This is a genomic window from Nocardia sp. NPDC019395, assembly GCF_040632335.1.
GTDB lineage: Bacteria > Actinomycetota > Actinomycetes > Mycobacteriales > Mycobacteriaceae > Nocardia.
Window position 1 is genome coordinate 195,023 of record NZ_JBEYBT010000008.1, and the last position, 23,902, is coordinate 218,924.

22 protein-coding genes are annotated in these 23,902 nt (G+C 65.6%); 7 read left to right on the top strand and 15 right to left on the bottom strand.

Going from position 1 to position 23,902, the window contains the following annotated elements:
• Positions 1-183: 183 nt before the first annotated feature.
• Complete coding sequence (locus tag ABZ827_RS20170) at positions 184-1,482, top strand: TetR/AcrR family transcriptional regulator (RefSeq protein WP_357238633.1); 1,299 nt, start codon at positions 184-186, stop codon at positions 1,480-1,482.
• A gap of 25 nt (positions 1,483-1,507) precedes the next feature.
• On the opposite strand, the gene ABZ827_RS20175 is transcribed toward ABZ827_RS20170, so the two are convergent.
• The 11 genes from ABZ827_RS20175 to ABZ827_RS20225 all read right to left on the bottom strand — a co-directional run bounded on the left by ABZ827_RS20175 (position 1,508) and on the right by ABZ827_RS20225 (position 11,701).
• Positions 1,508-2,335 (bottom strand): hypothetical protein, encoded by an 828-nt coding sequence (locus ABZ827_RS20175; protein ID WP_357238635.1) that lies wholly within the window; start codon positions 2,333-2,335, stop codon positions 1,508-1,510.
• Positions 2,336-2,349: 14 nt separating this feature from the next.
• A complete protein-coding gene (locus ABZ827_RS20180) occupies positions 2,350-3,531 on the bottom strand; it encodes an MCE family protein (RefSeq protein ID WP_357238637.1) in 1,182 nt (393 codons plus the stop codon).
• Complete coding sequence (locus ABZ827_RS20185; RefSeq protein WP_357238639.1) at positions 3,528-4,655, bottom strand: MCE family protein; 1,128 nt, start codon at positions 4,653-4,655, stop codon at positions 3,528-3,530. Before ABZ827_RS20185 ends, ABZ827_RS20180 begins: the two co-directional genes overlap by 4 nt.
• Before the next feature lie 290 nt (positions 4,656-4,945).
• Positions 4,946-6,046 (bottom strand): MCE family protein, encoded by a 1,101-nt coding sequence (locus ABZ827_RS20190; protein ID WP_357238641.1) that lies wholly within the window; start codon positions 6,044-6,046, stop codon positions 4,946-4,948.
• Positions 6,043-7,053: an MCE family protein gene (locus ABZ827_RS20195; protein WP_357238643.1), complete on the bottom strand. Its 1,011-nt coding sequence runs from the start codon at positions 7,051-7,053 to the stop codon at positions 6,043-6,045. Before ABZ827_RS20195 ends, ABZ827_RS20190 begins: the two co-directional genes overlap by 4 nt.
• Positions 7,053-8,075, bottom strand: a complete 1,023-nt coding sequence (locus ABZ827_RS20200) for an MlaD family protein (protein WP_357238645.1) — start codon at positions 8,073-8,075, stop codon at positions 7,053-7,055. Before ABZ827_RS20200 ends, ABZ827_RS20195 begins: the two co-directional genes overlap by 1 nt.
• Positions 8,075-9,535 (bottom strand): MCE family protein, encoded by a 1,461-nt coding sequence (locus ABZ827_RS20205; RefSeq protein WP_357238647.1) that lies wholly within the window; start codon positions 9,533-9,535, stop codon positions 8,075-8,077. Before ABZ827_RS20205 ends, ABZ827_RS20200 begins: the two co-directional genes overlap by 1 nt.
• Before the next feature lie 7 nt (positions 9,536-9,542).
• Positions 9,543-10,406, bottom strand: coding sequence for an ABC transporter permease (locus tag ABZ827_RS20210; protein WP_357238649.1), 864 nt, complete (start codon positions 10,404-10,406; stop codon positions 9,543-9,545).
• Position 10,407: 1 nt separating this feature from the next.
• Positions 10,408-11,268: an ABC transporter permease gene (locus ABZ827_RS20215; protein WP_357238651.1), complete on the bottom strand. Its 861-nt coding sequence runs from the start codon at positions 11,266-11,268 to the stop codon at positions 10,408-10,410.
• Positions 11,262-11,477 (bottom strand): hypothetical protein, encoded by a 216-nt coding sequence (locus ABZ827_RS20220; protein ID WP_357238653.1) that lies wholly within the window; start codon positions 11,475-11,477, stop codon positions 11,262-11,264. Before ABZ827_RS20220 ends, ABZ827_RS20215 begins: the two co-directional genes overlap by 7 nt.
• The gene (locus ABZ827_RS20225; protein WP_357238655.1) at positions 11,477-11,701 is read right to left on the bottom strand and encodes a hypothetical protein; all 225 of its coding nucleotides are present in this window, start codon (positions 11,699-11,701) and stop codon (positions 11,477-11,479) included. Before ABZ827_RS20225 ends, ABZ827_RS20220 begins: the two co-directional genes overlap by 1 nt.
• Before the next feature lie 277 nt (positions 11,702-11,978).
• On the opposite strand from ABZ827_RS20225, the gene ABZ827_RS20230 reads away from it, so the two are divergent.
• From ABZ827_RS20230 to ABZ827_RS20245, 4 genes are all read left to right on the top strand, one after another.
• On the top strand, positions 11,979-12,911 hold the full coding sequence (locus ABZ827_RS20230; RefSeq protein ID WP_357238657.1) for an oxygenase MpaB family protein: 933 nt from the start codon (positions 11,979-11,981) through the stop codon (positions 12,909-12,911).
• A 190-nt stretch (positions 12,912-13,101) separates the two neighbouring features.
• On the top strand, positions 13,102-14,424 hold the full coding sequence (locus tag ABZ827_RS20235; protein ID WP_357238659.1) for a sugar ABC transporter substrate-binding protein: 1,323 nt from the start codon (positions 13,102-13,104) through the stop codon (positions 14,422-14,424).
• Complete coding sequence (locus ABZ827_RS20240; protein WP_357238661.1) at positions 14,421-15,374, top strand: sugar ABC transporter permease; 954 nt, start codon at positions 14,421-14,423, stop codon at positions 15,372-15,374. Before ABZ827_RS20235 ends, ABZ827_RS20240 begins: the two co-directional genes overlap by 4 nt.
• Entirely contained in the window at positions 15,374-16,216 is an 843-nt protein-coding gene (locus ABZ827_RS20245; protein WP_357238663.1) for a carbohydrate ABC transporter permease, read from the top strand. Before ABZ827_RS20240 ends, ABZ827_RS20245 begins: the two co-directional genes overlap by 1 nt.
• A gap of 595 nt (positions 16,217-16,811) precedes the next feature.
• Here the strand turns inward: ABZ827_RS20245 and mftG are convergent.
• The 4 genes from mftG to mftA form a co-directional block, all read right to left on the bottom strand.
• Entirely contained in the window at positions 16,812-18,275 is a 1,464-nt protein-coding gene (gene mftG / locus ABZ827_RS20250) for a mycofactocin system GMC family oxidoreductase MftG (protein WP_357238665.1), read from the bottom strand.
• 14 nt (positions 18,276-18,289) lie between these two features.
• Positions 18,290-19,690 (bottom strand): mycofactocin biosynthesis glycosyltransferase MftF, encoded by a 1,401-nt coding sequence (gene mftF, locus ABZ827_RS20255; protein ID WP_357238667.1) that lies wholly within the window; start codon positions 19,688-19,690, stop codon positions 18,290-18,292.
• Between the two features lie 194 nt (positions 19,691-19,884).
• Positions 19,885-21,390, bottom strand: coding sequence for a mycofactocin radical SAM maturase (gene mftC / locus ABZ827_RS20260; protein WP_357238669.1), 1,506 nt, complete (start codon positions 21,388-21,390; stop codon positions 19,885-19,887).
• Between the two features lie 17 nt (positions 21,391-21,407).
• Complete coding sequence (gene mftA / locus ABZ827_RS20265; protein ID WP_357238671.1) at positions 21,408-21,557, bottom strand: mycofactocin precursor MftA; 150 nt, start codon at positions 21,555-21,557, stop codon at positions 21,408-21,410.
• A 276-nt stretch (positions 21,558-21,833) separates the two neighbouring features.
• Here mftA and mftR2 point away from each other — a divergent pair, with 276 nt between their 5' ends.
• Together mftR2 and ABZ827_RS20275 are read left to right on the top strand one after the other, a co-directional pair.
• Complete coding sequence (gene mftR2 / locus ABZ827_RS20270; RefSeq protein ID WP_357238721.1) at positions 21,834-22,484, top strand: mycofactocin system transcriptional regulator MftR2; 651 nt, start codon at positions 21,834-21,836, stop codon at positions 22,482-22,484.
• Positions 22,485-22,551: 67 nt separating this feature from the next.
• Positions 22,552-23,607 carry a ferredoxin--NADP reductase gene (locus ABZ827_RS20275; RefSeq protein ID WP_357238673.1) on the top strand — a complete coding sequence of 352 codons (1,056 nt, stop codon included), beginning with the start codon at positions 22,552-22,554 and terminating at the stop codon, positions 23,605-23,607.
• Positions 23,608-23,902 lie beyond the last annotated feature (295 nt).

The window sequence follows — 23,902 nt, forward strand, 5'->3', positions numbered from 1 at the left end:
GAAAACATTTCGTGAACACATTAAGCCCTCCCCATGGATGAGGACCTCGCAGCCGACGGCGACCGAACGCGTTCGCTGCCGCACCTCCGGCAACAGAGCCGCGGTTGTCCACTCGCGGCCCGAATCGACCGCTGAGCGGGGTGCGCGGCGTTGTCGCTGGTTAGCCGACGTTAGGATTACGGGATGAGCGTCGACAATCGCCGGGTCCGGTCGTCCGCGCCGCCGGTGCGCGCGAACGGGCGCGATGAGCCGGGTAACGACGCCGCCGGGAAGAACGAGAACGCCGCGGTGTCCCGGCCCGTCCGGCGCCGGCCCAAGAACCGGCGGGCCCAGATCGCGGCAGCGGCGGCCAACGCGTTCGGTTCGCTCGGCTACCACAGCGTGAGCATGGAGGATATCGCCGGCGGGCTCGGCATCAGCTCGGCCGCGCTGTACCGGCATTACCCCAGTAAGTACGCGTTGTTCCAGGAGGAATCGCTGCGCGTGGGCCAGGCGATGGCGGAATCGGTGCGACTGCCGGACGAGGCCGCCGGGCTACCTCCTCGGCAGCAGTTCCAGCAGGTGCTCGAATCGCTGAGTGCGGTCACCGTCGCCAATCGGGCCAGTGTCACTCTGGTGCGCTGGGAGGGCCGTTACCTGGAGCCGGCGGACCGGGAAATCCGCGCCGAACAGCAGACGGTTGTGCTGGACGCACTGGAGGGCCGGCTCGCCGCGTACAGCCCGGACCTGAGCAATTCCGATCGCAAGGTCCTCGCGATCTCGCTGCTGTCCGTTATCACCAGCATCGCCGACCACCATGCGGCGCTGCCCACGAAAGCCCTTGTCACCCTCCTGGTTTCGACTTGTTTCGCCCTCGCCGACACCGCCCTTCCGGCCCCGGGAGATATCGAGCCCACACCGCAGGTGGAGATACCGGAATCGTTCAAACACGAACTACTGCTCCGCAAGGGTGTGGAACTGTTCCATGCCCGCGGTTACCCCAATGTGAGCGTGGAGGATATCGCCACCGCGGCGGGACTCTCAGCGGCCTCCGCGGTGTACCGCTTCTATCGCGGGAAAAGTGATCTGCTGACCGCCGCCTTCCGTCGCGCGGCCGAACGGGTGTCCAGCGCCATCGGCCCGGCGGTCGCGGCCGCCGGCGGTCCGCGTGAGGCACTGGATTCGCTGGTCGAACAGTATGTCGCCGGTTCCTTCGCCGAACGGGAACTGACCTTCGTGTACTACACCGAGTTCCAGCACGTCCCCCCGGAGGAACGCGCGGCGCTGCGCAATGTGCAGCGGCTCAGCGTGGACGAATGGGCGCGGCTGGTGCGCCAGGTCCGGCCCGAACTATCCGGTCCGCAGGCCCGGTTCCTGGTCCATTCCGCGTTCGCCCTGGTCGTCGACCTGGGTCGGTCCTTCGGCACGGTCCCGATCGCGTCCCGGCAGCGGGTGACGCTGCTCATGCAGACCGTCTTGTACGGCCACCCCGCCGGTAACTGAACCCCGCGGCGGCGGCCGTACCGGTTCACGGCATAGGTGTGGCCATCGGCGAGGTCATCTGATCGACCAGCCAGCGCCCGTCGGTCTTCTGCATCCGCATCACCATGGCCAGCTGCCCCGGCGCGGGCTTTCCCTGGGTACCCAGGCTGCTGATGGTCTGCCCGATCACCACCACCACCTCCGCCGAGGTCGTATCGGCGGATTTCACCGCGCACTGGATATCGCCGGCGGTCGAGACGACCTGGCCGGCCGCGAGCGCCTCACGCAGTTCGGTGGTGGTGGTCTCGAATTCCTTCTTCCAGTCGCCGGTGGCTCCGGCCAGAACCGCCGAGAAATAGGGGTCCAGATTCTTCGCGTCGTAATTGGCCAGAACGGGCGCGTACCGGCAGGCCGCCTGCCGGACCTCGTCGTGCGCGGCCAGCATTTCGGCCTTGTCCCGCTCCTGCACGAACAGATACCCCGCGACACCGACGGCCCCGATCAACGCGACCACCGCCACCGCGAGAGCCGTGAGTAACACACGAGGGCGCCGACTGCCCGACCGCGACCCATCCGCTCCGGTACCGGGTCCATCGATACTCTTCTCGAGCAGGACGGCCTCGGGGCTACCCGAGTCCGATCGGGGCCGCTCGGCCGAATCCGCTCCAGGCTCCGCCGAACCGGGCTTTTCGTCCTGTGCGGCTTCCTCGGCCACCGCCGAATCCGTTTCAGGGCCGGATTCAGCCGATTCCGCGGTATCCCGTGATATTTCGCCGTTGGTCGCCTCCGCGGCGTCGGGAGCTGTCCCGCCGGCCACTTGTTTCGCGGTGTCTTCGGTATCGCCCGAACCGGTCTCGGCTGCCTTGTCGGTCATTCTCGCTTCTTCTCCTAACGACCCGGAACGGGGCGGGACAGTTCGTTACCGCTGACTCCGGGCGGCGGTCCGGCAGTATTGTCGGGCACATTCGGCCGGGGTGCGTTGGCCGAACCACGCACCTGCAGCGCCGGGTCGTCCGTGACGCAGTAGTTGTACAAGCGCACCCGGGTGTCGGTCACCGGTTCGGTCGGAACCAGCGGAATGGTGTCGTATTCGCAGGTGGGCCGCGGCCAGATATCCACCAGGGTGTGGAACATCCCGTCGTGCACCGGCACGTTCAGCGCCGCGGTACTGGACCTCAGCGCCGGGAACAGCGCCGCTATCGCGGGTTGGCGCAGTTTCGCCGCACGGGTGATGGCCACGAAATTGGTGACCAGATCGGTGATCGGGTCCTGGGTCTCGGAAACGAACCCGCCGAGCGTGGCCAGTTGCCCCGGTGCCAGATCCAATAGTTGACGAACTTCTTCGTCTGCCGCGGTCAGCTGCTGGAACAACGCGCTCCCCGAGCTGGTGAGGGTACCGAGGTCGGGCTGGGCGTACTGCGTGGTCTCGGCGATAACGGTCAGGTTCTCGATGAGTTGCCGGGTCTGCGGTAACAGATCTTCCAATCCGGCCATCGCCCGGCTGATCCCGGAGACCATATTGCGCAGCCGGCCCGGCCCCCCGGCCAGCGCCTTGTCCAGTTCGTCGACGATCACCGTGAGCCGATCCGGATTGAGGCCACTGATCATGGCGCTCATATTCGACAGCAGCGATTGCACCGTGACCGGGATCCGGGTACGTCCGGCATCGACCCGGTCACCGTCGCCCAGATATGGGCCCGTATCCGCGTCCGGGCGGAAATCCAGGTATTGCTCACCCACCGCGGACAGCCGTCCGACCACCACCGTGCCGCCGACCGGAATCTTTACCCCCGAATCGATTTCGGCGACCGCCTCGATACCGGTATCGGACACCCGGACATCGGCGACCCGTCCCACCCGGGTCCCGCGGAAGTTCACATCGTTATCGGCGAGCAGTCCGCCGGATCCGGTCAGTTCCACAGTCACCCGGTAGGTGCTGTCGGGTAGCAGATTGATCCGCAGCACTTCCGCGCCCAGATAGCCGCAGCCCACGATCAACACCATCACGAGCCCGATATTCGCGACGCCGATCCGATGCCGGACCAGCCAGTTCCACAGGGGAATATTCATCGCGGTCCTCCCTGCGGTGCCGGGACGGGCTGTGGCGGACTGGTCAACCGGCCCTGGATCTTCTGTAATACCTGCGCGAGACTGCCGATGAACGCCGGCACATCGGTTCCGTCGGGCAGCCGGCTCCGGCTGGGGTCGGTCAGCGCACCGATGCTCAGGTAGGAAACCCGTGCCGCGACCGCCAGCGTCGGCCCCTCGAACGACTGTTCCAGCGAGGGATACAGGGCATGCAAGCCGTCGAGGGTCTGCCGCAAGTTATCGCCCATCGCCGTAAAACCGCCCATGAGCCGGCGGATACTGTCGAACAGGCTGATGAATTGCGGACTGGTCGTATCAGTGAAATCACCCAGCGCGGACATGGTCACCGAGATCTTCTGGATCAGGCCGGTGATATCCCGGTTGTTCTCCGCCACCAGGGAGAGCAGATCGGGAAACGCGTCCGCCGCCTGCCCCAATTCCTGTTTACGAGCCGCCAGTTCACCGGTGAGCGTATTCACCCCGTGCAGCACACTGTCGATATCGGCCGTCCGCGCGTTCAACGCACCGAGCACCTGGGTCATCTCGCTGATCAGATGCGCCAATTGCGGTGCGCGCCCGGCGAACATCGAATCCATTTCCGCCGTTATCCGCGCCGCCTGATTCAACCCGCCCCCGTTGAGCAACAGCGATACCGACACCATGAGCTCCTCCACCGAGGCGCCCGCACCGGTGTGGTCGGTATCGATGACATCGCCCTCACCGAGCATCACCGCATTCGGATCCTCCCGGGGGAGGGTCATAGCGATGAACATATCGCCGAGCGGCGTGCCCTGCCGCAATTCGGCGGTGGTCCCGCGAGGCAACCGGATATCCTCGCGGATAAGCAGATTCACATCGGCCACGAAATCGGTGGCAGATATATCGGTCACCACCCCGATATCCGTACCACCGATTTTCACGTGCGCACGGTCAGGCAGATTGAGCGCATCCTCGAAACGAACCCGCACGGTATACCCCGGCCCCCCGATCCCCGGCTCGGGCATCGGCACATCCTGCACAGTGATCGCCCCACACCCCGACACCGCGAGTACCACCACCGCCACCACAACGGCCAGTCGCCGCCCACCCCGCTCCCGCAGCGACATACCAAAGTTCCTCAACGCCCAACCTGCGAACCTCAACCTCAGCTTCGATGCCCACCCCCACCACTTCCCCAGTCCGGTCAACTTTTGCGGGTGGGGCCCGCCCGGTTCTGGAGCGACCAGAGCGAAGGAGCGCAGCGACTGAGCGCCGGGAGTGAAGAACCGGGTTAATAGGGCCCCACCCTCGAGCCGCGGAGCGGCTCCAAAATTACAGCCCGCCCCTTCACGAACGGTCAACGCCGTTTTCACCACTCCAGCTTCCCCCCGCCCCCGACGGAGCAACCGAATCCACCTCATCGCGTCATCCCCAGCAGCGCGGCGGTGATCCCGAAATCCGGCCCGAAATCCTGAACCCGCCCCGTGCGACACCCGTCCGCCCGCAACTGAATCCGCTCACAAAAGGTAGACAGCACCTCATTGTCCAGCACCGCCTTGTCCAGCAGCCCGTGCACCCGGAAAGCCTGGTGCTCATAACTCACCCCGTTGGCCAGATTCTCGAAGAACAACGGCCCGACATCCACCAATTCGGTGAGACCTCTTGCATTGGTTCGCATCTGACCGGTGATATCGACAAACCGCTGCAGCGCGCCGGCCAGCTGATCCCGGTTCTCCCCCACCAGCGTCGAGGTGTTGGCGACAAAATCGTTCAACTGGACCAGTACCGCGTGCAGCCCCGGCGACTGTTCCCCCATCAGCTGCACCAATTCCGTCAGACGAGCACTGAAATCCCGCACCGTCTGATCGTTCTGCGCGACCACCTGAGTGATCTCGTTCAGCTTGATGATCGTGTTGGCGATCTGGTCCTTGTTGGCGAAACTCACCTCGAACGCCGCGGACAGATCGTCGAGAGTTTCCCGCAACCGGTCGCCGTTTCCCTCGAGTAGCGGAAACAGTACCCGGCTCGCCAGCGGGCCCACCTCGTTATCCCCCTTCAGCGCAGCCCCGAGCTGGTCGAAGTTCTCCAGAATCCGGTCCAGCTCCACCGGCACCCTGGTGCGTTCCAGCGGGATATGCGCACCGTCGGTCAACTTCGGCCCTTCGCCGCTGTAGGCGGGCGCGAGTTCGACGTGCCGGTTGGTGATCAGCTGTGGCGAGATCAGCGCCGCCATCGCGTCCGCGGGAACCTCGACATCACGGTCGAGGTTCATGGTGACCTCGACATAACTGCCGCGGGGAGTCACCGTCTCCACCCGCCCTACCGGCACCCCGAGCACCGCGACCTCGTTCCCGGCGTACAGCCCGGCCACATTCTCGAAATCGGCGCTGATCCGGATATTTTCTCCCAGGTACTGGTCGGGCAGTCCGGCGATACTGTCGGGCAGTACCGAGCAGCCCGCCGCGCACAGCCCGGCGATACCGGCCGCGAGTACCCGGGTGATCCTGCGCAGGTTCATTTGCCACACCCCTGAACGGCCTGTGCGAAGCACAGCCAGTTGTCCGGTAGGAACCAGGGCGCCCACACGTCGGCGTAGGGCCCGTTGCCGATCACATTGTTGAACTGCCGCAGGGTGACCGGCATGATCTCGTACAGCCGGTCCAGGTTGTCCCGGTTCTTCTCCAGGCCCTGTGTCATGGTGTCGAGGTTCTGGATCAGCGGGCCGAGCTGGCCGTTGTTCTCCAGCCCCATATCCCGCAGCAGCCCCGACAGCGCGGCCACATTGTCCAGCAGCCGGCGCAGCATGTCCTGGCGCATGGCCACCGCGTTGCCGATCGCCTCACCGCGGGTGAGCAGCGTGAGCACACTGTTCTGGTTGTCGGCGACAAGCTGCGATACCTGATCCATACTCTGCAGCAGCGTGTCGACCTCGTCGCGCCGGGAATTGATCACCGCGGCCAATGAGCCGATCGAATCGAGCGCGGTCACCGCCAGTTGCGGCGAATCACCCATCTGCCGCGCGAAAACATCCAGCGCCTCGCGCAGCTTGCCCGGGTCGATCCGTTCGATCCGCTCGAACGACGATTGGTACTTCGGATCCTGGATGACTTTCGCCAGGTTGTACGGCACCGCGGTATTGGCCAGCGGTATCCGATTATCCGCCGATTCGTCGCCCGCACCGGGCACCAGCTCGATATGCAACCGCCCGAGGATGGTCGACATCTTGATCGCGGCGCGCGCGTCGGTAGCCAGCCGGATATCCCGGCTGATCTTCATCACGACCTCGACCTTGTCTCCGGCCAGCCGCACCGCGCGCACCTCGCCGACCTCGATACCGGATACGTCCACCGTCGCGCCCGGGCGCATACCCGCGGCCTGCGCGAATTCCGCGGTCACGGTTTTATCGCCGAGCCGCAGCTGCGACACCACGCTGGACCCGACGAGCAGCAGCGCTACCGCCGCCGCGGCGAGCAGTCCCTGCCACAGGAAGCGGTTCTTCGCGAAAGGCACTCGTAGTTTCGCCATCAGCGGCACACCTCCGACTGCGAATTCCCGCCGATCTGGGAGAACAATCCGGGCGGCAGCAGAACACCCCACAACGAGACGTCCAGGTTGCAGATGTAGGCGTTGCCGTATGCGCCGTAGCCGGTGAACCGGGCCAGGCCGTTGAGCACCGTCGGCAGTTCGGTTGCCGCCTGATCGAGCGCGGCGCCGTTGAGCAGCAGCAGTTCCACCGCGGTGGTCGCCTCGTTCTGCGCCAGCACGATATCGGGTTTGACCGTCGTGATCAGGTTGGTCAGCGAATCGGTGGAGCGGGCCACCGTATCCACCGAACTCTTCAGGGTCTCGCCCTCGGCGTACAGCGCGTCCATCAGACCTCTGGTTTGGGTTATCAGGGTTTCCAGCTCGTGGCTGCGATTGGCCAGCCCGGCGATCACGCTGCTCAGGTTGGTGATCACCGCCCCCAGGATCTCGTCGCGCTGTCCGAAGGTGTTCGCCAGTTCCGCCGCCTGGGTGATGAGCGCGCTCAACGAGACCCCGTCCCCCTGTAATGCCTGGATCAGGGTGTCCGACAGCGAATTGACCTGGTCGGGCTGGAGCACGTTGAACAGCGGTTCGAATCCGGACAGCAGCGCCGAGACGTCGAACGAGGGCTCGGTGCGCTCCACCGGGATATGCGAACCCGGCGCGACCTCCGCACCTCTCACCTCGCCCGGTAGCAGCGCGATATATCGCTGCCCGATCAGGTTCTGGTATCGCACCAGCGCTTTCGTGGTGTCGGTGAGCCGCTGCCGTTCCTCGATCCGCAGTACCAGCCGGGCCTTGTAATCCGGTTCGAACTCGATCGAATCGACCCGGCCCACCCGCACCCCGGCCATCCGCACATCGTCACCGACCCGCACCCCCATCACGTCGGTGAACGTGGCCGAGTAGGTCTCGGACTCGCCCGGTACCGAACGCTGCAACGTGGACCAGATGGTGAAGGTCAGCACTATCGCGATCACGGCGAAAATACTGAAACCGGTAATTGTCCGCGCCAAGCGCATCAGGCGGCCCCCTCGGAGTAGACGTCGACCGTGCCACCCGCCAGAACCGGTGTGAGCAGGAGCAATTCGGATGTGGTGGGTGCCCGGCCGAGCAGGGCGGCGACGGCGGCATGCCCGCGCAACCGGCCGATCGGCTTACCGGCCGGGGCTGCCGCGGGAGCCGCTTGCCCCGGGGGTGCCGGTTGTCCCGCGGGGGCCGGTACGGCGCCCGGGAACAGCGGCACGGTGATACCCGGAATCGCGGGCAGACCGGGCAATGCCGGCAGCCCCGGGATCTGCGGGAGCGCGGGGCCCGGCGCGGGCGTCGCCGGAACCGGCAGTTGCGGTTTCGGACCCGCACCGTCGAGCCAGCCGGGCAGCAGGTTCGGTGGATACTGCTGCGGCGGAGCGGTCTCCGGAACCGAGGCACCACCGCAGCGCGGCCCGGCCATCTCACCGTAGCGAGGGCAGTCCTTCGCCGTGTACTGCTGGAACGGCGTGAACGACACATCCAGGCTCCAGCGCATCTGCCGCTGCGCGCCCCAGCCGAACGCCCCGGACAGCTTCCCGAGCGCGGCGTTGAGATTCGCGACAGCGGTCGGAATCGCCTCCGGGTCCTGTGCGAGGGCTCCGAACAGGCTGTCGACGCCGGGCACCAATTCCTTGGCCGCGTCCGGGCTCCGGGCGAACAGGCTGTTCACCGAATCCACCGCACCACTGGCATTGGCGAGCATCGTGATCAGGTTCTCGCGACGTTCGGTGAGAGTACGCGCGGTCGTCACCGATTCCGATAACACTCCCACCAGCTCCGGAGCCGATTGACTCAGTGCCGTGGTCGCCCGGCCCAGATCACCGAGCAGATCCCCCACACCCTCGATACGCCGCACCTCGGTGACCCAGGTGTCCAATCGTTCGATCGTCGATCCCGGCGCCCGCGCCCCCGGATCGAGCGCCTCGGAGAACGTGGCCAGTACCCTGCCCAGTTTCTCCGGCTGGATTTTGTTCAGCACATCGCGCAGCACAGTCAGCGTGGTCTGCAACTGGACGGTGCCCGCGCTGGTGTCCTCGGCGATCTCAGCACCCGCGGCCAGCCGCCCCGGGGCGGCACCGTTGTCCACGAGCTCGATCCCGGTGACACCGAAGAGGTTGTTCGGCACGACCCGCGCGGTGACATTGTCCGGAATAGCGGGTGCGATACGGGAATCCAGATCGATCCGGATCTGCTGCCGTTTCCCGGCAGCCACCACGTCCACGGCGGATACCGCACCGACGACCATCCCCCGGAATTTCACATCGGCACGCTCCGGCAATCCGTCACCGGTACTGGTGAGCACCGCCCGCACCTGGACGGCATCCTCGAACCGCCCCGTGTAGCGCAGTCCGAGCAGACCGAGCAGCACCGCCAGAACGGTCAGCATCACCAGGCCCGAGACGGTCATATGCCACGGTCGCGGCCCCCGGCCGCTGTGATCGATGATCATCGGCGCCTCACCCCGAAATCCGGAATCCGGGGTCGATTCCCCAGATCGCCAGTGTCAAGAACAGATTCGCGAACACCATGACCACGATCACCATCTTGATCGCCTGCCCGGCCGCCACCCCGACACCTTCCGGGCCGCCCGCCGCGAAAAAGCCGTAGTAGCACTGGATGAACGTGGCCAGCAGTACGAACACCACGACCTTCAGCAGGGAGAAGAACAGGTCCGGGCCGAGCAGGAACTGGAAGAAGTAGTGGTCGTAGGTTCCCGCGGAGGTGCCGCCCAGCAGCAGCACCGAGAGTTTGGTCGCCAGGTACGCCACCGCCAGCCCCACGCTGTAGAGCGGGATGATGGTGAGGGTTGCCGCGATCATCCGGGTGGTCACCAGATACGGCAGTGGCCGGATCGCGATGGATTCCAGCGCGTCGATCTCCTCGGCGATCCGCATGGACCCCAGTTGCGCGGTGAATCGGCAGCCAGCCTGGATCGCGAACGCCAGGGTCGCAAGAATCGGCGCTAACTCCCGGGTGGTCGCGAAACCGGAGATCGCACCGGTGAGCGGGCCCATGGTGAGCAGATTGAGCGCGCTGAAAGCCTCCATCCCCACGGTGATTCCGCCGAAGCCGCACAGGATGAGCACCACACCGACGGTGCCGCCGCCCACGACCAGCGAGCCGTTGCCCCAGCCGACGTCGGCGGTCAGTCGTAGCACTTCTTTGCGATAGTGCCTGAACACGAACGGTATCGCCGCCAGTGCCTGGACGAAGATGATGCCCTGGTGACCCATCCGGCGATTGATATCCACCGGTACCGCCGCCGCCGAGGCGACCATCCGGACGGGTTTGAGCGCCGGCGGGGTGTACGAAGTGCCCACCTCAGATCACCTTCGTCGGGAACACGGTGTTGTACACCTGCGTGATGATGATGTTGGTGGCGAACAACATCAGCGCCGAGGAAACGACCGCCGAGTTCACCGCGTTCGCCACCCCGCCCGGTCCGCCCTTGGCGTGCAGGCCGATATCGCAGGCGATGATCGCCGTCAGGACGCCGAAGATCGCCGATTTGACCAGCGCCACCGCCATATCGTTGGCGACCGCGAACGACGCGAACGAGCCGATGAACGAACCCGGCGTGCCCGACTGCGCGTAGACGTTGAACATATAGGCCGTCGCGAATCCGACGAATACGATGAATCCGCACAGCAGCATGCTCACCAGCACGGCCGCCACCAGTCGCGGCGCGACAAGTCTCCGAACGGGATCGACCCCCATCACCATCATCGCGTCGATCTCCTCGCGGATGGTCCGGGATCCGAGGTCGGCACAGATGGCCGATCCGACCGCGCCCGCGATCATCAGCGAGGTCACCAGCGGGGCACCCTGCCGGATGATCCCCAGCCCGGCGACCGCACCGATGAATGTGGTGGCGCCGACCTGATTGACCAGCGCACCGATCTGGATCGACACCACGACCGCGATCGGCATGGCGACGAATATGGTCGGCGCGGCAGATACGTTCGCCATGAACGCGCACTGTTTGGCGAATTCCGCGAACGGGAAACGGCGCGCGGCGATGGATTTCACCGTTTCGACCACGGCCTCCCGGCCCAGGGTCACCTGCCGGCCGAGGGTTTCCAGAGAACGCTGGGGGTGGCGCTGCCAGAGTCCTTTGAGGTCGTCGAGCGCCTGTTCGAGGTCGGTACGGTCTTCCGGTTCGGTCTTTCCGGTGCTCACCATGGCAATTCCAGTCCGGTCGTATCGAGATCACCGCTGAGGTACCGCTGGAGCAGCACCAGCCCGGCGCCGACGACCGCGATACCGGCGGCGAGCACACACAGCAGGGCGAGCCAGAGCCCGAAGCGCAGGATCGGGTTCACTTTCGTCCGCCCACCGAGGATCTCGAGGCCGATCACCACGATGTCGATGAGCCATACCAGAGCCATCATCAGGTCATATACACATTCGAGAAGGTGAGCACGGGCCAGCACACGATCGAACCGAGGAACGAGATGATCACGTCCAGACCCCGCATCTCCCGCAGATGCGAGGTGTGGGTGAGCGTCCAGACGATTCCGATGAGCCCGTACGGAATGCCGAGAATGATGAGGGTGCCGACGAATTCGGACACCTTCATCTCATAGCTGAACAGTCGATCCAGCTGCTTGAGCATGCTGCTGCGCTCCTTCCTTGGCCGACCACCGCGCGCCCTCCCCCGCGGGGAACGTCTGAGACGGTCGGATCGGAGCGCTATGTTACGCACGATTCACGTATTTACGGAAGGTTTTCACGAAGATCAGTACTCGACGACAGCACCTGGACACCTGTTCTAGGGATTCAACCCATCCAGATCCGGGTGCGTAAGTTAGCGGCAGTTCCGTTATACCCAGTGACTGTTGGAAGAATTTAGAGTAACTTAGACCACACCGGATCCCTGGGGAAGGACACTCATGACCGCCGCTGCACACTCCTGGCAAACCGATGGTTCGCGCGGCTCGCGACCGGCCGGAGGGCAACCGCTCACCACCGAGCAGACGCGTATCCGGATCAGCACCACCCACCGCCCCTTCACCAAACGCCCCCTGCGACTCACCGACGCCCTCGACTTCTGGCAGTTCGCCGGCGCCGCGGCCAACGTCATCATGCAGATGGCACACCCGGGCGTCGGATACGGTGTCGCCGAAAGCAAAGTGGAATCGGGCTCGCTGATGAAGCGCCCGTGGAAACGTGCCCGCACCACCACCCAGTACCTGGCCGTGGCCATCCTCGGCAACGACGAGGAGAAGAAGGCCTTCCGGGAAGCGGTGAACGGAGCCCACCGCCAGGTCCGCTCCGAACCGGGCGCCCCCGTCGAATACAACGCCTTCGACCGGAACCTGCAGCTGTGGGTCGCGGCCTGCCTCTACATCGGTTTCGAAGACACCTACCAGCTGCTCGCCGGCCGGATGAGCCCCGAACAGAACGAAGCGTTCTACCGGTCGTCCTCGTCGCTGGGCACGACTCTGCAGGTCACCGAGGAGATGTGGCCGGCCACCCGCGCGGAATTCGACGAATACTGGAACAAGGCCTGCGAACAGGCCGTCCTCGACGACTACGTCCGCTCCTACCTCGACGACCTACTGAACCTGCGGATGATCCACTGGTACCTGCGCATCCCGTTCCGCGGCCTGCTCCGATTCCTCACCATCGGTTTCCTCGGCCCCTATTTCCGCGACCAGATGCAGGTCGCATGGTCCGATGCCGATCAGCGCCGCTTCGAAAACCTCTTCCTCTTCGTCGGTTTCGTCAATCGCTTCATCCCCCGCTTCCTCCGCCACGGCGGCAGCCACGCCCTCATGGCCGACGTCCGCCGCCGCATCAAGAAGCAAAAACAGCTCATCTGAACCGCGCGGCATCCCGGGTGAGTCGCTGGGATCTATCCGCGCCGCGGCGTTGGACAATCGGCGGGTACCGGAACGGTCGTGACCTGCGGTCGGCGGAGCGGGCGAGCCCGAACGTCCGGTACAGATTCGCGGATCCGGACCGGACGATTCTGTGCGCGCGGGCTCGGCACGGGGACGAGGTGAATGCGGCGTGGATGAGCATGCAACGTGTATGGGACGCCGCGGGTTTCTGCGCGCGACCTGCGGCATCGGCGCGTCGCTGGCGGCGTCGGCGGCGGTCGGCTGCGGTAACGACGACGACGCGCTGACCTTCTTCTTCCAGGCCAATCCCGACGAGGCCGACGGACGCCGGCGCGTGATCGACGAATTCTCCCGCAGATACCCGGATATCAGGGTCCGCACCATATTGTCCGGCCCCGATCCGATACAGCAGATGCTGACCTTCTGCGCGGGCGGTAAATGCCCCGATGTGTTGATGGCGTGGGAACAGACCTTTGCCGGTCTCGCCGACCGAGGCATCCTGCTGGATCTGAACAGCATGCTCGACAGCGATCCGGGTTTCGCGGCCGAACTGAAGGCCGGCAGCGTCGCCGCACTGTACGACACCTTCGCGTTCAAAGGCGGGCAATACGCACTTCCGGAACAGTGGTCGGGCAATTTCCTCTTCTACAACAGAAAGTTGTTCGACGCGGCCGGAGTGTCCGCCCCCGGCCGTTGGGGCGACGCCTGGAGTTTCGGCGAATTCCTCGATATCAGCCGTGATCTCACCCGTCGCGACCGGTCGGGCAGGGTTGTTCAGTGGGGGTTCGTCGACACCTGGGTGCCGTACTATTCGGCCGGGTTGTTCGCCGTCAACAACGGCGCGGAATGGGCACGCCCGCGAACCGTCCCGGGTCGTTCGGCCTTCGCCGACGATGCCTTCGTCGAGGGTGTCCAGTTCTACGCCGACCTGGCCAACAAGTACGGCGTGGCGCCGAGTCCGGCGGATCAGCAGTCGATCTCGGCCATGGATGTCTTCGCGCAGGGTAAAGCCGCACTGGCCATGGGCGGGCATTGGCGGTACCGGACCTTCTCCGATGCCGACGACCTGGATTTCGATGTCACCGCATTACCGGCGAGATCGGGAAGCGCCGGCGCTCGATCGAATATCGGCACAACCGGTCTCGCCATATCCGCCGCCAGTACCAGGAAAGAGCAGGCGTGGGAGTTCCTGAAGTTTGCGGCCGGACCCATCGGCCAGGCCGTTATCGCGGAATCCGGCCTTTTCGTCCCGGTCTGGAAGTCCGCGGCGAAATCCGGTGGATTCTATGCGGCACACAGGAATATCGGCAACCTGGACATCCTCACCGAAGGACCGGCACACTCCGCGCCTATGCCGGTCACCGCCGCGTGGGCGCGGATCGATGCCCTGATGGACCGGTATATCGGCCCCGTTCTCCGCGGCGCCAGACCCGCGGCATCGCTGAAGGACCGACTCGCTCCCGAGGCCGATGAGGTGCTGCGTAATCAATGACTACCGTCGACGAGGACATTATCGAGAAAGCACCCGCACCGGATTCCGCTACTGCACGGGGCCGCTCGGGCCTGGAGAAACGGCGGGCTCGGGCGGGGCGACTGTTCATCGCGCCGAATCTGCTGGCGGTCGCGGTGTTCCTGGTTTTCCCCTTGGGGTTTTCGCTCTATCTGAGCTTCCAGGAGTGGGATCTCATCGGCCCTATCAGATTCACCGGGCTGGATAACTTCCATCGGCTGCTCACCACGGATCCACTGTTCTCCATCGCGTTGCGGAACACGATCGTTTTCACACTCGGGACCCTGATCCCGACCGTCGCGATAAGCCTTGTTGTCGCCGCGGCCCTGAACCGGAGAGTCAAGGGAATCGGCCTGTTCCGGACCGCCATGTTCCTTCCGCTGGCGGTATCGAGTGTGGTGATGGCGGTGATCTGGCGTTTCGTATTCGATACGAACAACGGGCCGCTCAATACGATGCTCGGCTGGGTCGGGATCGGTCCTGTCCCATGGTTGGTCGACCCCGGCTGGGCGATGGTATCGCTATGCCTCGTCAGCACCTGGAAAAGTGTCCCGTTCGCCACGGTCGTACTGCTCGCCGCGATGCAGGGCGTACCGGAGGACCTGTACGACGCGGCGAAGATCGACGGTGCGGGCGCGATACGACGATTCGTATCCGTCACCGTGCCCCTCATCCGGGGTGCGCTGTCTTTCGTCCTCGTTATCTCGATCATCAACTCGGTACAGGCATTCGACCAGGTCTACGTACTCACCGGCGGCAACGGTGGACCGGAGACCGGGACCTACGTCTTCGGCATCATGATCTTCCAGAATGCCTTCGCTTTCGGTGACGCCGGCTATGCCGCCGCGATCGCGTGGCTGGTCTTCGTTGCCCTGCTGGTGCTGACCGTCGCCCAACTGTGGTTCAGCCGCAGAAACTCCACGGAGGAATGATGCCGGCCCCTCGATGGAACAGCCGCGGCATTCTCCGGGCCGCCGCGCTCTATCTTGTACTCATCGCGATGGCATGGTGCTCACTGCTCCCCATCCTGTGGGCGCTGGCCGGTTCGCTGAAGAAACAATCCGAGGTGACCACACCGACCCTGATCCCGCGCAACCCGCAGTGGTCCAACTACGGCGCTGTTTTCGACCTGATGCCTCTCGGCCGGATGTTTCTCAACACGCTCGTGTACGCGGGATGTATCACCGCCGGTCAGGTTTTCTTCTGCTCGCTGGCCGGATACGCGTTCGCCCGGCTGCGCTTCCCCGGCCGGGATGTCCTGTTCGTGGCCTATCTGGCCACGCTCATGGTCCCGCTCACCGTGACAGTCGTTCCGCAGTTCGTCCTCATCCGCATCCTGGGCTGGACGGATACGCCCTGGGCGCTGATCGTCCCCGGATTGTTCGGCAACGCGTTCGGCACCTATCTGATGCGGCAGTTCTTCCGCACACTCCCGGCCGACCTCGAAGAAGCCGCCGTACTCGACGGCTGTTCCCCCTGGCAGATCTACTGGCGGGTGCTCCTGCCCAATGCCAAACCGGCGGTCATGGTGCTGGCGGTGCTCACCTGGGTGAATGTATGGAACGACTTCCTGTGGCCACTGGTGATGATCCAACGCGAGAACATCTCCACGGTCACACTGGGCCTGGTACGGATGCAGGGACAGTACGTCTCGGAGTGGCCGGTCTTGATGGCCGCGTCCATGCTGATCCTGCTACCGCTGCTGATCGTCTATGCCCTGGCGCAGAAAGCATTCGTGCGGGGGATCACCATGTCGGGCCTCGGTGGGCGGTAGCCAGGGGAAACCCGGAATTCCGCGATCGCGGGGAGTTCGCTGGGACCTTCCGCACCGGCGCCGTACCTTCCCCGGTGTTCGGCGCCGGGTGCGGATTCCCGGGGGCCGTATCACGTTGCCGTGACGGGCCTCCCGAGGGACCAGAGTACTTGCTCCGAGGGGGATAACCCGGGAGATCGGGCCGGGGTGTCGAAAATGGATATGCAATATTGCGTGGCGCCACTTGATATTTCGTATACCCACCCCGGTGAGCTGTATCCCCGACCGATACAGCTCACCTACCACGCCGGTTGTCCCAGCGCAGGTGGCCGGGGTGCGCCGAGAGCAGTCGGCCGCACCCGAGGGCGTGCGGTTCGTACCGGGCGCCGGGGGCCGTAGTGGATCATCGGATCCGGGCCACGGCGTACCCGACCGGCGTACCGCACCGGAGGAAAGTACCGTAGCGGAACCGGTCGCGCCAGCCGGAGGAGCCGGGCACCGGCGAGGGCAAGTGGACCGGCCCGCCACCCGTTAGCGAGACAGTAGCCGCTTTATGTCTTGAATAGCGTACGGCTATCGCTAAATAGCCTGTGGCCCGGGCATTCCCACTGTTCGATCAGCGCAGATCCGCCGTAGCCCGTTCGGCCAGCAGGACCACCGTCGCGTGTGGACCGCGGCTCAAAGGAACCGGGACGACCGAGAGATCGACCACCGACACTCCCTCGACCCCGTGGACGCGGCAGTGCTCGTCGACCACCGCCCGGGGATCGTCCGGCCCGCCCATCCGGCAGGTCCCCGCCAGATGCTGAGAGGTACCGAGCCGCTCGTACAACCACCGGTCCGAGATCGCGCCCTCATCGGTCCCGCCGGACCATTGCGCCGACATCACGTCCAGGATCTTGCCCGCCAGCCCCACCGCCGCGCGCAGGCGGGCGCGGTCGGAGCCCGTCGCGAGATAACCCTCCTCGATCAGCGGCGGTACGAGCGGATCCGGGGCGGCCAGCCGGAGCCGGCCGGAACTGGTCGGCCGCATCAGCGTCACACCCATCCGGTGCACCCCGGGCGCGAAGGCCACCGCGTAGGGCCGGATCTCGATATCGTCGAACTCCAGCACGTATTCGAGCGGCACCGCACCGGCCGCGGGAGCCGGATGCCGGTATTCGATCCCGATCTCCGGGTGGTCGGTCACCCACTGCCCGACCGGAGCCGGGGTGACAAGCGGTATTCCCAGGGCCGCGAGATGATCGGCGGGACCGATACCGGAACGCAGGAGCAGCGCGGCGGATTCGATCGCGCCCGCGCACAGCACCACCCGATCCGCCCGGATCGTCTCGAGCTGCCCACCGGACACACAGTCGGCTCCGACCACCCGGGTGCCGTCGAACCGCAGCCGCGTGACCAGCGTGTCACCCCGCACGGTCAGGTTCGGGCGGGACAGCGCGGGCAGCAGATAGGAGAGCGCGGGTCCGATCCGGTGATGCCGCCCGGCGGCGTCCGGCGGCCCGATCGTGCACGGCACCGGACCGACGCCTGTATCCGGTCCGCCGGGCATCGCATTCCAGTCGGGTACCTCGCCGAACCCGAGATCCAGGCAGGTGGCGGCGAATTCCTCGACCAATCGGGAGGGCCGGGCGATACGGCGCACGGGTACCGGACCTGTTCTGCTGTGCCCGGCGTAGTCGCCGAAGTCCGCGTCGTTCTCCAGCGAGCGGGCATACGGCAGCACGGCTTCGAAGTCCCACGCCGTGGAACCCGTCTCCCGGCTCCAAGCCGCGAAATCGCGGGCCGCGGCGCGGATGAAGTAGCAGCCGTTCACCGAGCCCGAACCGCCGATACCGCGACCGCGCACGATCCGGCCGGGCCGGTCCGGGGTGAGCGCCACGGGATAACGCCACAACCAGGGCGCCTGATCGTCCACGGGCAATGCGGCGCTGTCCGAGAGTTCGGGCGGGAAATCGGCCGCCGAATACCGATTGCCGCCGGCTTCCACGAGACGAACGGTGTGTCCGGGGTCCTCGCTCAGTCGTGCGGCGAGTACCGAACCGGCGCTCCCGCCACCGATGATCAGCGTGTCCACCATGGTGCCCGCTCCCGTTACCGGGGCGGGGCGGTCGGTCTCAACGCGGCCGGGCTGCCCGCCCGCCACGCGCCGAGCCACAGGCCGGTGCCGTAGCCGATATCGTCGATCCGGCGGAACGCGATATATCGCAGCGGGTCCAGACCTCCGGGCTCCCGATGGGTGTACCAGTCGACCGCGCCCTCGGCGAGCGCGAGAGTCAGCGCGGTCTGCCGGATCCGGCGGGAGAACACCATCGCCGCCAGGGTTATCGGCCAATAGTGGCGGAACATGGCCGAAGACAGCCGCCACAGCCCCGCGAAGAAACCCCGGGCCACATAGATCGCCGCGACTCCGGTCGGGTTGTCCACGCCCGCGAAGGCGATCCGCAACCGGCGTAGCGGGACCAGCAGGGTCAGCATCGCGGCCAGCAGACCCCAGCGGGTGCGGGTCGCCAGGAACAGCGCGGCCAGCCCCGTCCACTTGGGTATCTGCAGTGGCGAAACCTTCCCGGCGTGCCGTTGACTCAGCGGCGCGGCGCCGGTGCCGTAGAAGAGTTTGCGGCGGAACCACTCGCGGAACGAAACCCGATGGTCGTGCGCCACATGCGCGGCCGGTTCGTAGCGCAACCGCCAGCCCGCCCGTTCGAGCCGCCAGCACAGATCCACATCCTCGGCGACCTGCATACTTTCGTCGAATCCGCCCTCGGATTCGAGTACCTCGCGTCGCACCAGCAGCGCCGCGCTCGGCACGTACGAGACGACACCGCCGGATCGCACCGCGGATTCGCGGCGGCCGAGGTCCAGCGAGGAGCGGGTGTGCTCGTAGCGGGCGAGGGTGGTGGATTCCGGGTCCAGCGCGACGATCCGCGGGGCGACCAGCGCCACCTGCGGATCGCTGAAATGTCCCAGCATCACCTCGAGCCAGCCACTGCGCGGCACCACATCGGAGTCCAGGAACGCGACGAACTGTGTCGAGGCCTCCCGCAGCCCGGTATTGCGCGCGGCGGCGGGACCGCGCTGCTGATCGTGGCGCAACACCTTCACCTGGCCGCGGCGGCCGTGCTCGTCCGCCACCTGGACGGGCTCGTCGGATCCGTCGTCGACCACGATGACCGTATGCTGGCGCAGCGTGGCCAGGAGACGGTCCAAGCCGTCGGGGTTGTTGTGCAGCGGCACGATAACCGTCACGTCCTCCGGCGACGGCAGCAACCGCGGCCGCGGATTGGCGACACCGGAATCCAGTAGCCGTCTGGCTACCATCGCGGATTGCGGACTGTTCACTTCGAGGTAGCCGTCGCCGATCATCTGCGCGGCCTCGGGAGCAAGGCGCAGCAAACGAGCGGGTGAGCCACCGATCAGGATGCGTCCCCCCGAGTATGCGCGTACCCGTGGGTCGATCCGCACCCCGAATCCGTCGGGCAGGCGATCATGGCGCATTCCACGGATGGTAACTGCCGATTCGATACGAGACATCAGCAGTCCGGGAAAAAGTGTTTCGTTCCGAAGAAATTCCCGGAACGACGGTGGTCACGAGCATGAGAAAGGCCACCGGGACGGTTGCGCCGGTATGGCGAACCGCCCCGGGCAACGATTCGGCTATCGCTGTCCGGGGCGGTGTCACACAACATTTCTCACACGAGTGGACTCTCGTCACACGCACGCGCCGGCGGCTTCGACGGGGGCAGCAGCGTCAGCGGGATGGGACCGCTGGAACGCGACTTACGCGAGGTCGTCTTGCGCGAATGGTCCACCGCCGGACGCGGGATGACCCGCCCCGTGTTCGCCAATGCCGCTTCTCCGTAACCCTGAACGCATTCCGGGTCCGGACCGTCGGCGGGCAGCCCGGTGAAAAACTTCGCCGCCATACAGCCGCCACGGCAGGAGTCGTAATGCGCGCATTTCGTGCACGCACCGCCGTCGGTGGGCTCCCGCAACTCGTTGAACAGCTCCGAATCCCGCCAGACGGTGGCGAAACCGCCGTCGGTGACGACATTTCCGGCATGGAACCGATCGTGAATCGCGAACGGGCAGGCGTAGACGTCACCCAGCGGATCGACCAGGCAGACCACCCGGCCCGCCCCGCACATGTTCAGCCCGGGCAGCGCCTCACCATAGGCGGAGAGGTGGAAGAACGAATCGCCGGTCAGCACACCCTCGCCGTTACGTACGAGCCAGTCGTACAGCGTGCGCTGCTGTTCCGGCAGCGGATGCAGTTCGTCCCATACGTCCGCGCCACGGCCCGACGGCCGCAGCCGGGTGAGCCGCAGGGTGGCGCCGTACCGGTCGGCGATCTCCTTGAACTCGTCGAGTTGATCGATATTGTGCCGGGTCGCCACCACGGACAATTTCGCATCCCGGAAGCCGGCGTTCGCCAGATTCTCCAGCGCCCGGATCGCCGTATCGTAGGAACCCGGACCGCGTACCGCGTCGTTCACCTCGGCGTCGGCACCGTCCAGCGAGATCTGGACGTCGACATAGTCGCTGGCGGCCAGCCGCTGCGCGACCTCCGGCGTGATGCGCACACCGTTCGTCGAGAACTTCACCCCCACCTGGTGGGAGGTCGCGTAGTCCACGAGTTCCCAGAAGTCCGGGCGCACCGTGGGTTCACCGCCGCCGATGTTCACGTAGAACACCTGCATCTTCTGGAACTCGTCGATCAGTGCCTTGCACTGCTCGGTGCTGAGCTCGTTCGGATCCCGCCGGCCCGAGGAGGACAGGCAGTGCACGCACGAGAGGTTGCACGCGTAGGTGAGTTCCCAGGTGAGGCAAATCGGGGCCGCCAGCCCGGATTCGAACCGATCCACCAGCCGGACCGCCGGATCGGCCGGGCCGACACCGGTGAACGGCGCGGACTCGGTGAGCCCGGCCGTCTCCGGCGCCCGCTGAATCATGTCCGAATCGGCCAGATTCGCCAGCGCTTTCACATACGGATCGGCAGCGGAGTCCCCGATTCCGGCGGCCCGGATGGCCGCGCGGGCCGAGGTGTGCCCGGGCAGGGAGCGCACGATCTCGACGATCCGCGGATTCTTCAGAAAGGACAGTTTGCGGGTCCCGAAGTGATACAGCAGCGCACCGAAGGGTTCCGGGCGCAGCGCCACGCGGGGATGCAGCTGCCAGCGAGTTTCCAGATCGAGCATCTCTGGCTCCCGCCCGATCAGTAGACGCCGCACATACCGTCGATGGACACCTCTTCGATCAGAGTTTCCTCGACGACGGGAGCGTCCTCGGTCGCGTGCTTGTCGACTGTGCCGATCGGTCCGCGGTGATCGGTTTCGGCCGGTCCGAAGGAACGGTTGTCCGCCATGGCTACCTCCACTGATTGGCGCCTGCGCCGGCCGGGGGGCTGCCACGGCGCGAGCCGCGCGGCACCGCGTCGAGTACCGCCGGTGGGCCGTGGCACAGTGCCGGCGCTGCGATCGCCGGATGCGATCGCTGTCACACCATATCGTCATCCACTGACAAAATGGAACAGTTTTCCAGTAATGTGCGCGCTCACGCCATAACGCGACCTCTAGACTGCGGGGCAAAGCAGCTGAACAGAACGTAACGGGCGGGTACCGCCCAGCGTGTAGAGGTGGCAATGGGAGTCGTGCGGATGCAGACGAGCGGGGGCGGGGGCGGCAATGGCAGCACCCTCTCCGAAACCGAGATCGTCGAGGCGGCACTTCGGGTCGTACGCGCCGATGGAGTGGAGAAACTATCCATGCGCCGGCTCTCGCGCGAGCTCGGCGTTTCCCCCATGGCGCCCTACTACTACGTGGCCGATAAGCGAGAACTACTCGACCTGGTCGCTACGGCGGCGCTCACCGGTGTGCGGAAACCACCACCGGAATCGGGGCCGTGGCAGGACCGCCTGGTCGGCCTGCTCGCCCAGATCGATGAACGCTTGCGTCGCCATCCCGGCCTGGGTGACATCCTGATCGAGCAGATGCTCGGCAAACAGCTCGATCTGATCGCGGCGATCATGGAGATCCTCTACGAAGCGGGTTTCGACGATCGCAATGTGCTGGCCGGTTACGCGACCATCCACACCTACCTGTTCGGCCGTCGCCGGGTGAATCCACGCAACCTCGACACCCCGCCCGATGTCGTGATGCCGGAGCGAGTGGCCCGCGCAATGGAACACCTGCCGGATCTGCGCGGCAAGTATTCCTACGATTTCGGAGTCGGTGTACTGGTCTCCGGATTGGAGGGCCAGCTGACTCGCCAACAGGCGGCCGACATAGGGTAAAATTGGAACACGTTCTAGTTTTGCCGTAGGCTGGATGCCGTCGGCTACCAGGTGTCGAGAGGACGAGATGACCACCGTCGAAGTGCCCCATGGCTCGCGATCCGTCGTATTGCGGGTTGCCCAGGTCATCGCGGAAACCACCGACGCGAGCTCGCTGGTCTTCGAGGTCCCCGAGCAAGCGCGGGACAAATTCGCCTACCAGCCCGGCCAGTTCCTCACGCTGCGCATCCCCAGCGACCGGACCGGTTCGGTGGCACGCTGCTACTCGCTGGCCAGCTCCCCGTTCACCGACGACCTGCCCAAGGTCACGGTCAAACGGACCCAGGACGGCTACGGCTCCAACTGGCTCTGCGACAACGTGAAGCCGGGCGACCAACTCGAAGTACTACCGCCCTCCGGCGTGTTCACGCCGAAGGACCTCGACGACGATCTGCTGCTGTGCGCGGCCGGGAGCGGGATCACCCCGGTGATGTCGATTCTCAAATCCGCACTCGATCGCGGCACCGGGCGGATCGTGCTGTTCTACGCCAACCGGGACCCGGAATCCGTCATCTTCGCCGCGGAACTGCGTGAACTCGCGGAGAAGAACCCGCAGCGGCTCGTCGTGGTGCACTGGCTGGAGACGCTGCAGGGCCTGCCGACGGTCGCCGCGCTGGCCGAACTGCTCCGGCCCTACACCGGCCACGCCGCCTTCATGTGCGGGCCGAAGCCGTTCATGGACGGGGTGCACGACGCCCTCAACCAGCTCGGGGTCCCGCGTAACCGCACCCACGCCGAGATCTTCAACTCGCTGGCGGGCGATCCGTTCGCCGCGACGGCGCCCGCCGAGATCTCCGACGAGGAAGCCGCGGACGCGGCCACGGTGGAGGTGGAGCTGGACGGGGAGACGCACAACCTCAGCTGGCCGCGGAAACAGACGCTGGTCGACATCATGCTCGACAAAGGTATCGATGTGCCGTACTCGTGCCAGGAAGGCGAATGCGGATCCTGCGCCTGCACGGTGCTGGAGGGCAAGGTCGAGATGGAGAACTCCGAGATCCTCGATCCGGAGGATATCGAAAGCGGTTATATCCTGGGCTGCCAGGCGAGGCCGGTCACCGACCACTTGCGTATCCAGTTCTGAGATCTCGAGGCTCGGCGCCGGGGGCGGGCCGGAGGACCTGCGGTCTTCACACTCTGGGTGTCTTTGGCGGCGCTGGTCGGCGGGGCGAGTCGGGGTGCTGACCCTGATCTCGAGGTAGACCATCCGTGAAGGGGCGGGAGACAATCCATCCCAGAAGGGGCTCGGGATTGACCAGCTGTGAGGGGCTCGGGATGGACCGGCGCGGTGAAGCAGCGCGGGATAGACCATCCGTGAAGGGGCTCGGGATAGAACAGCGCGGTGAAGCAGCGCGGGATAGACCATCCGTGAAGGGGCT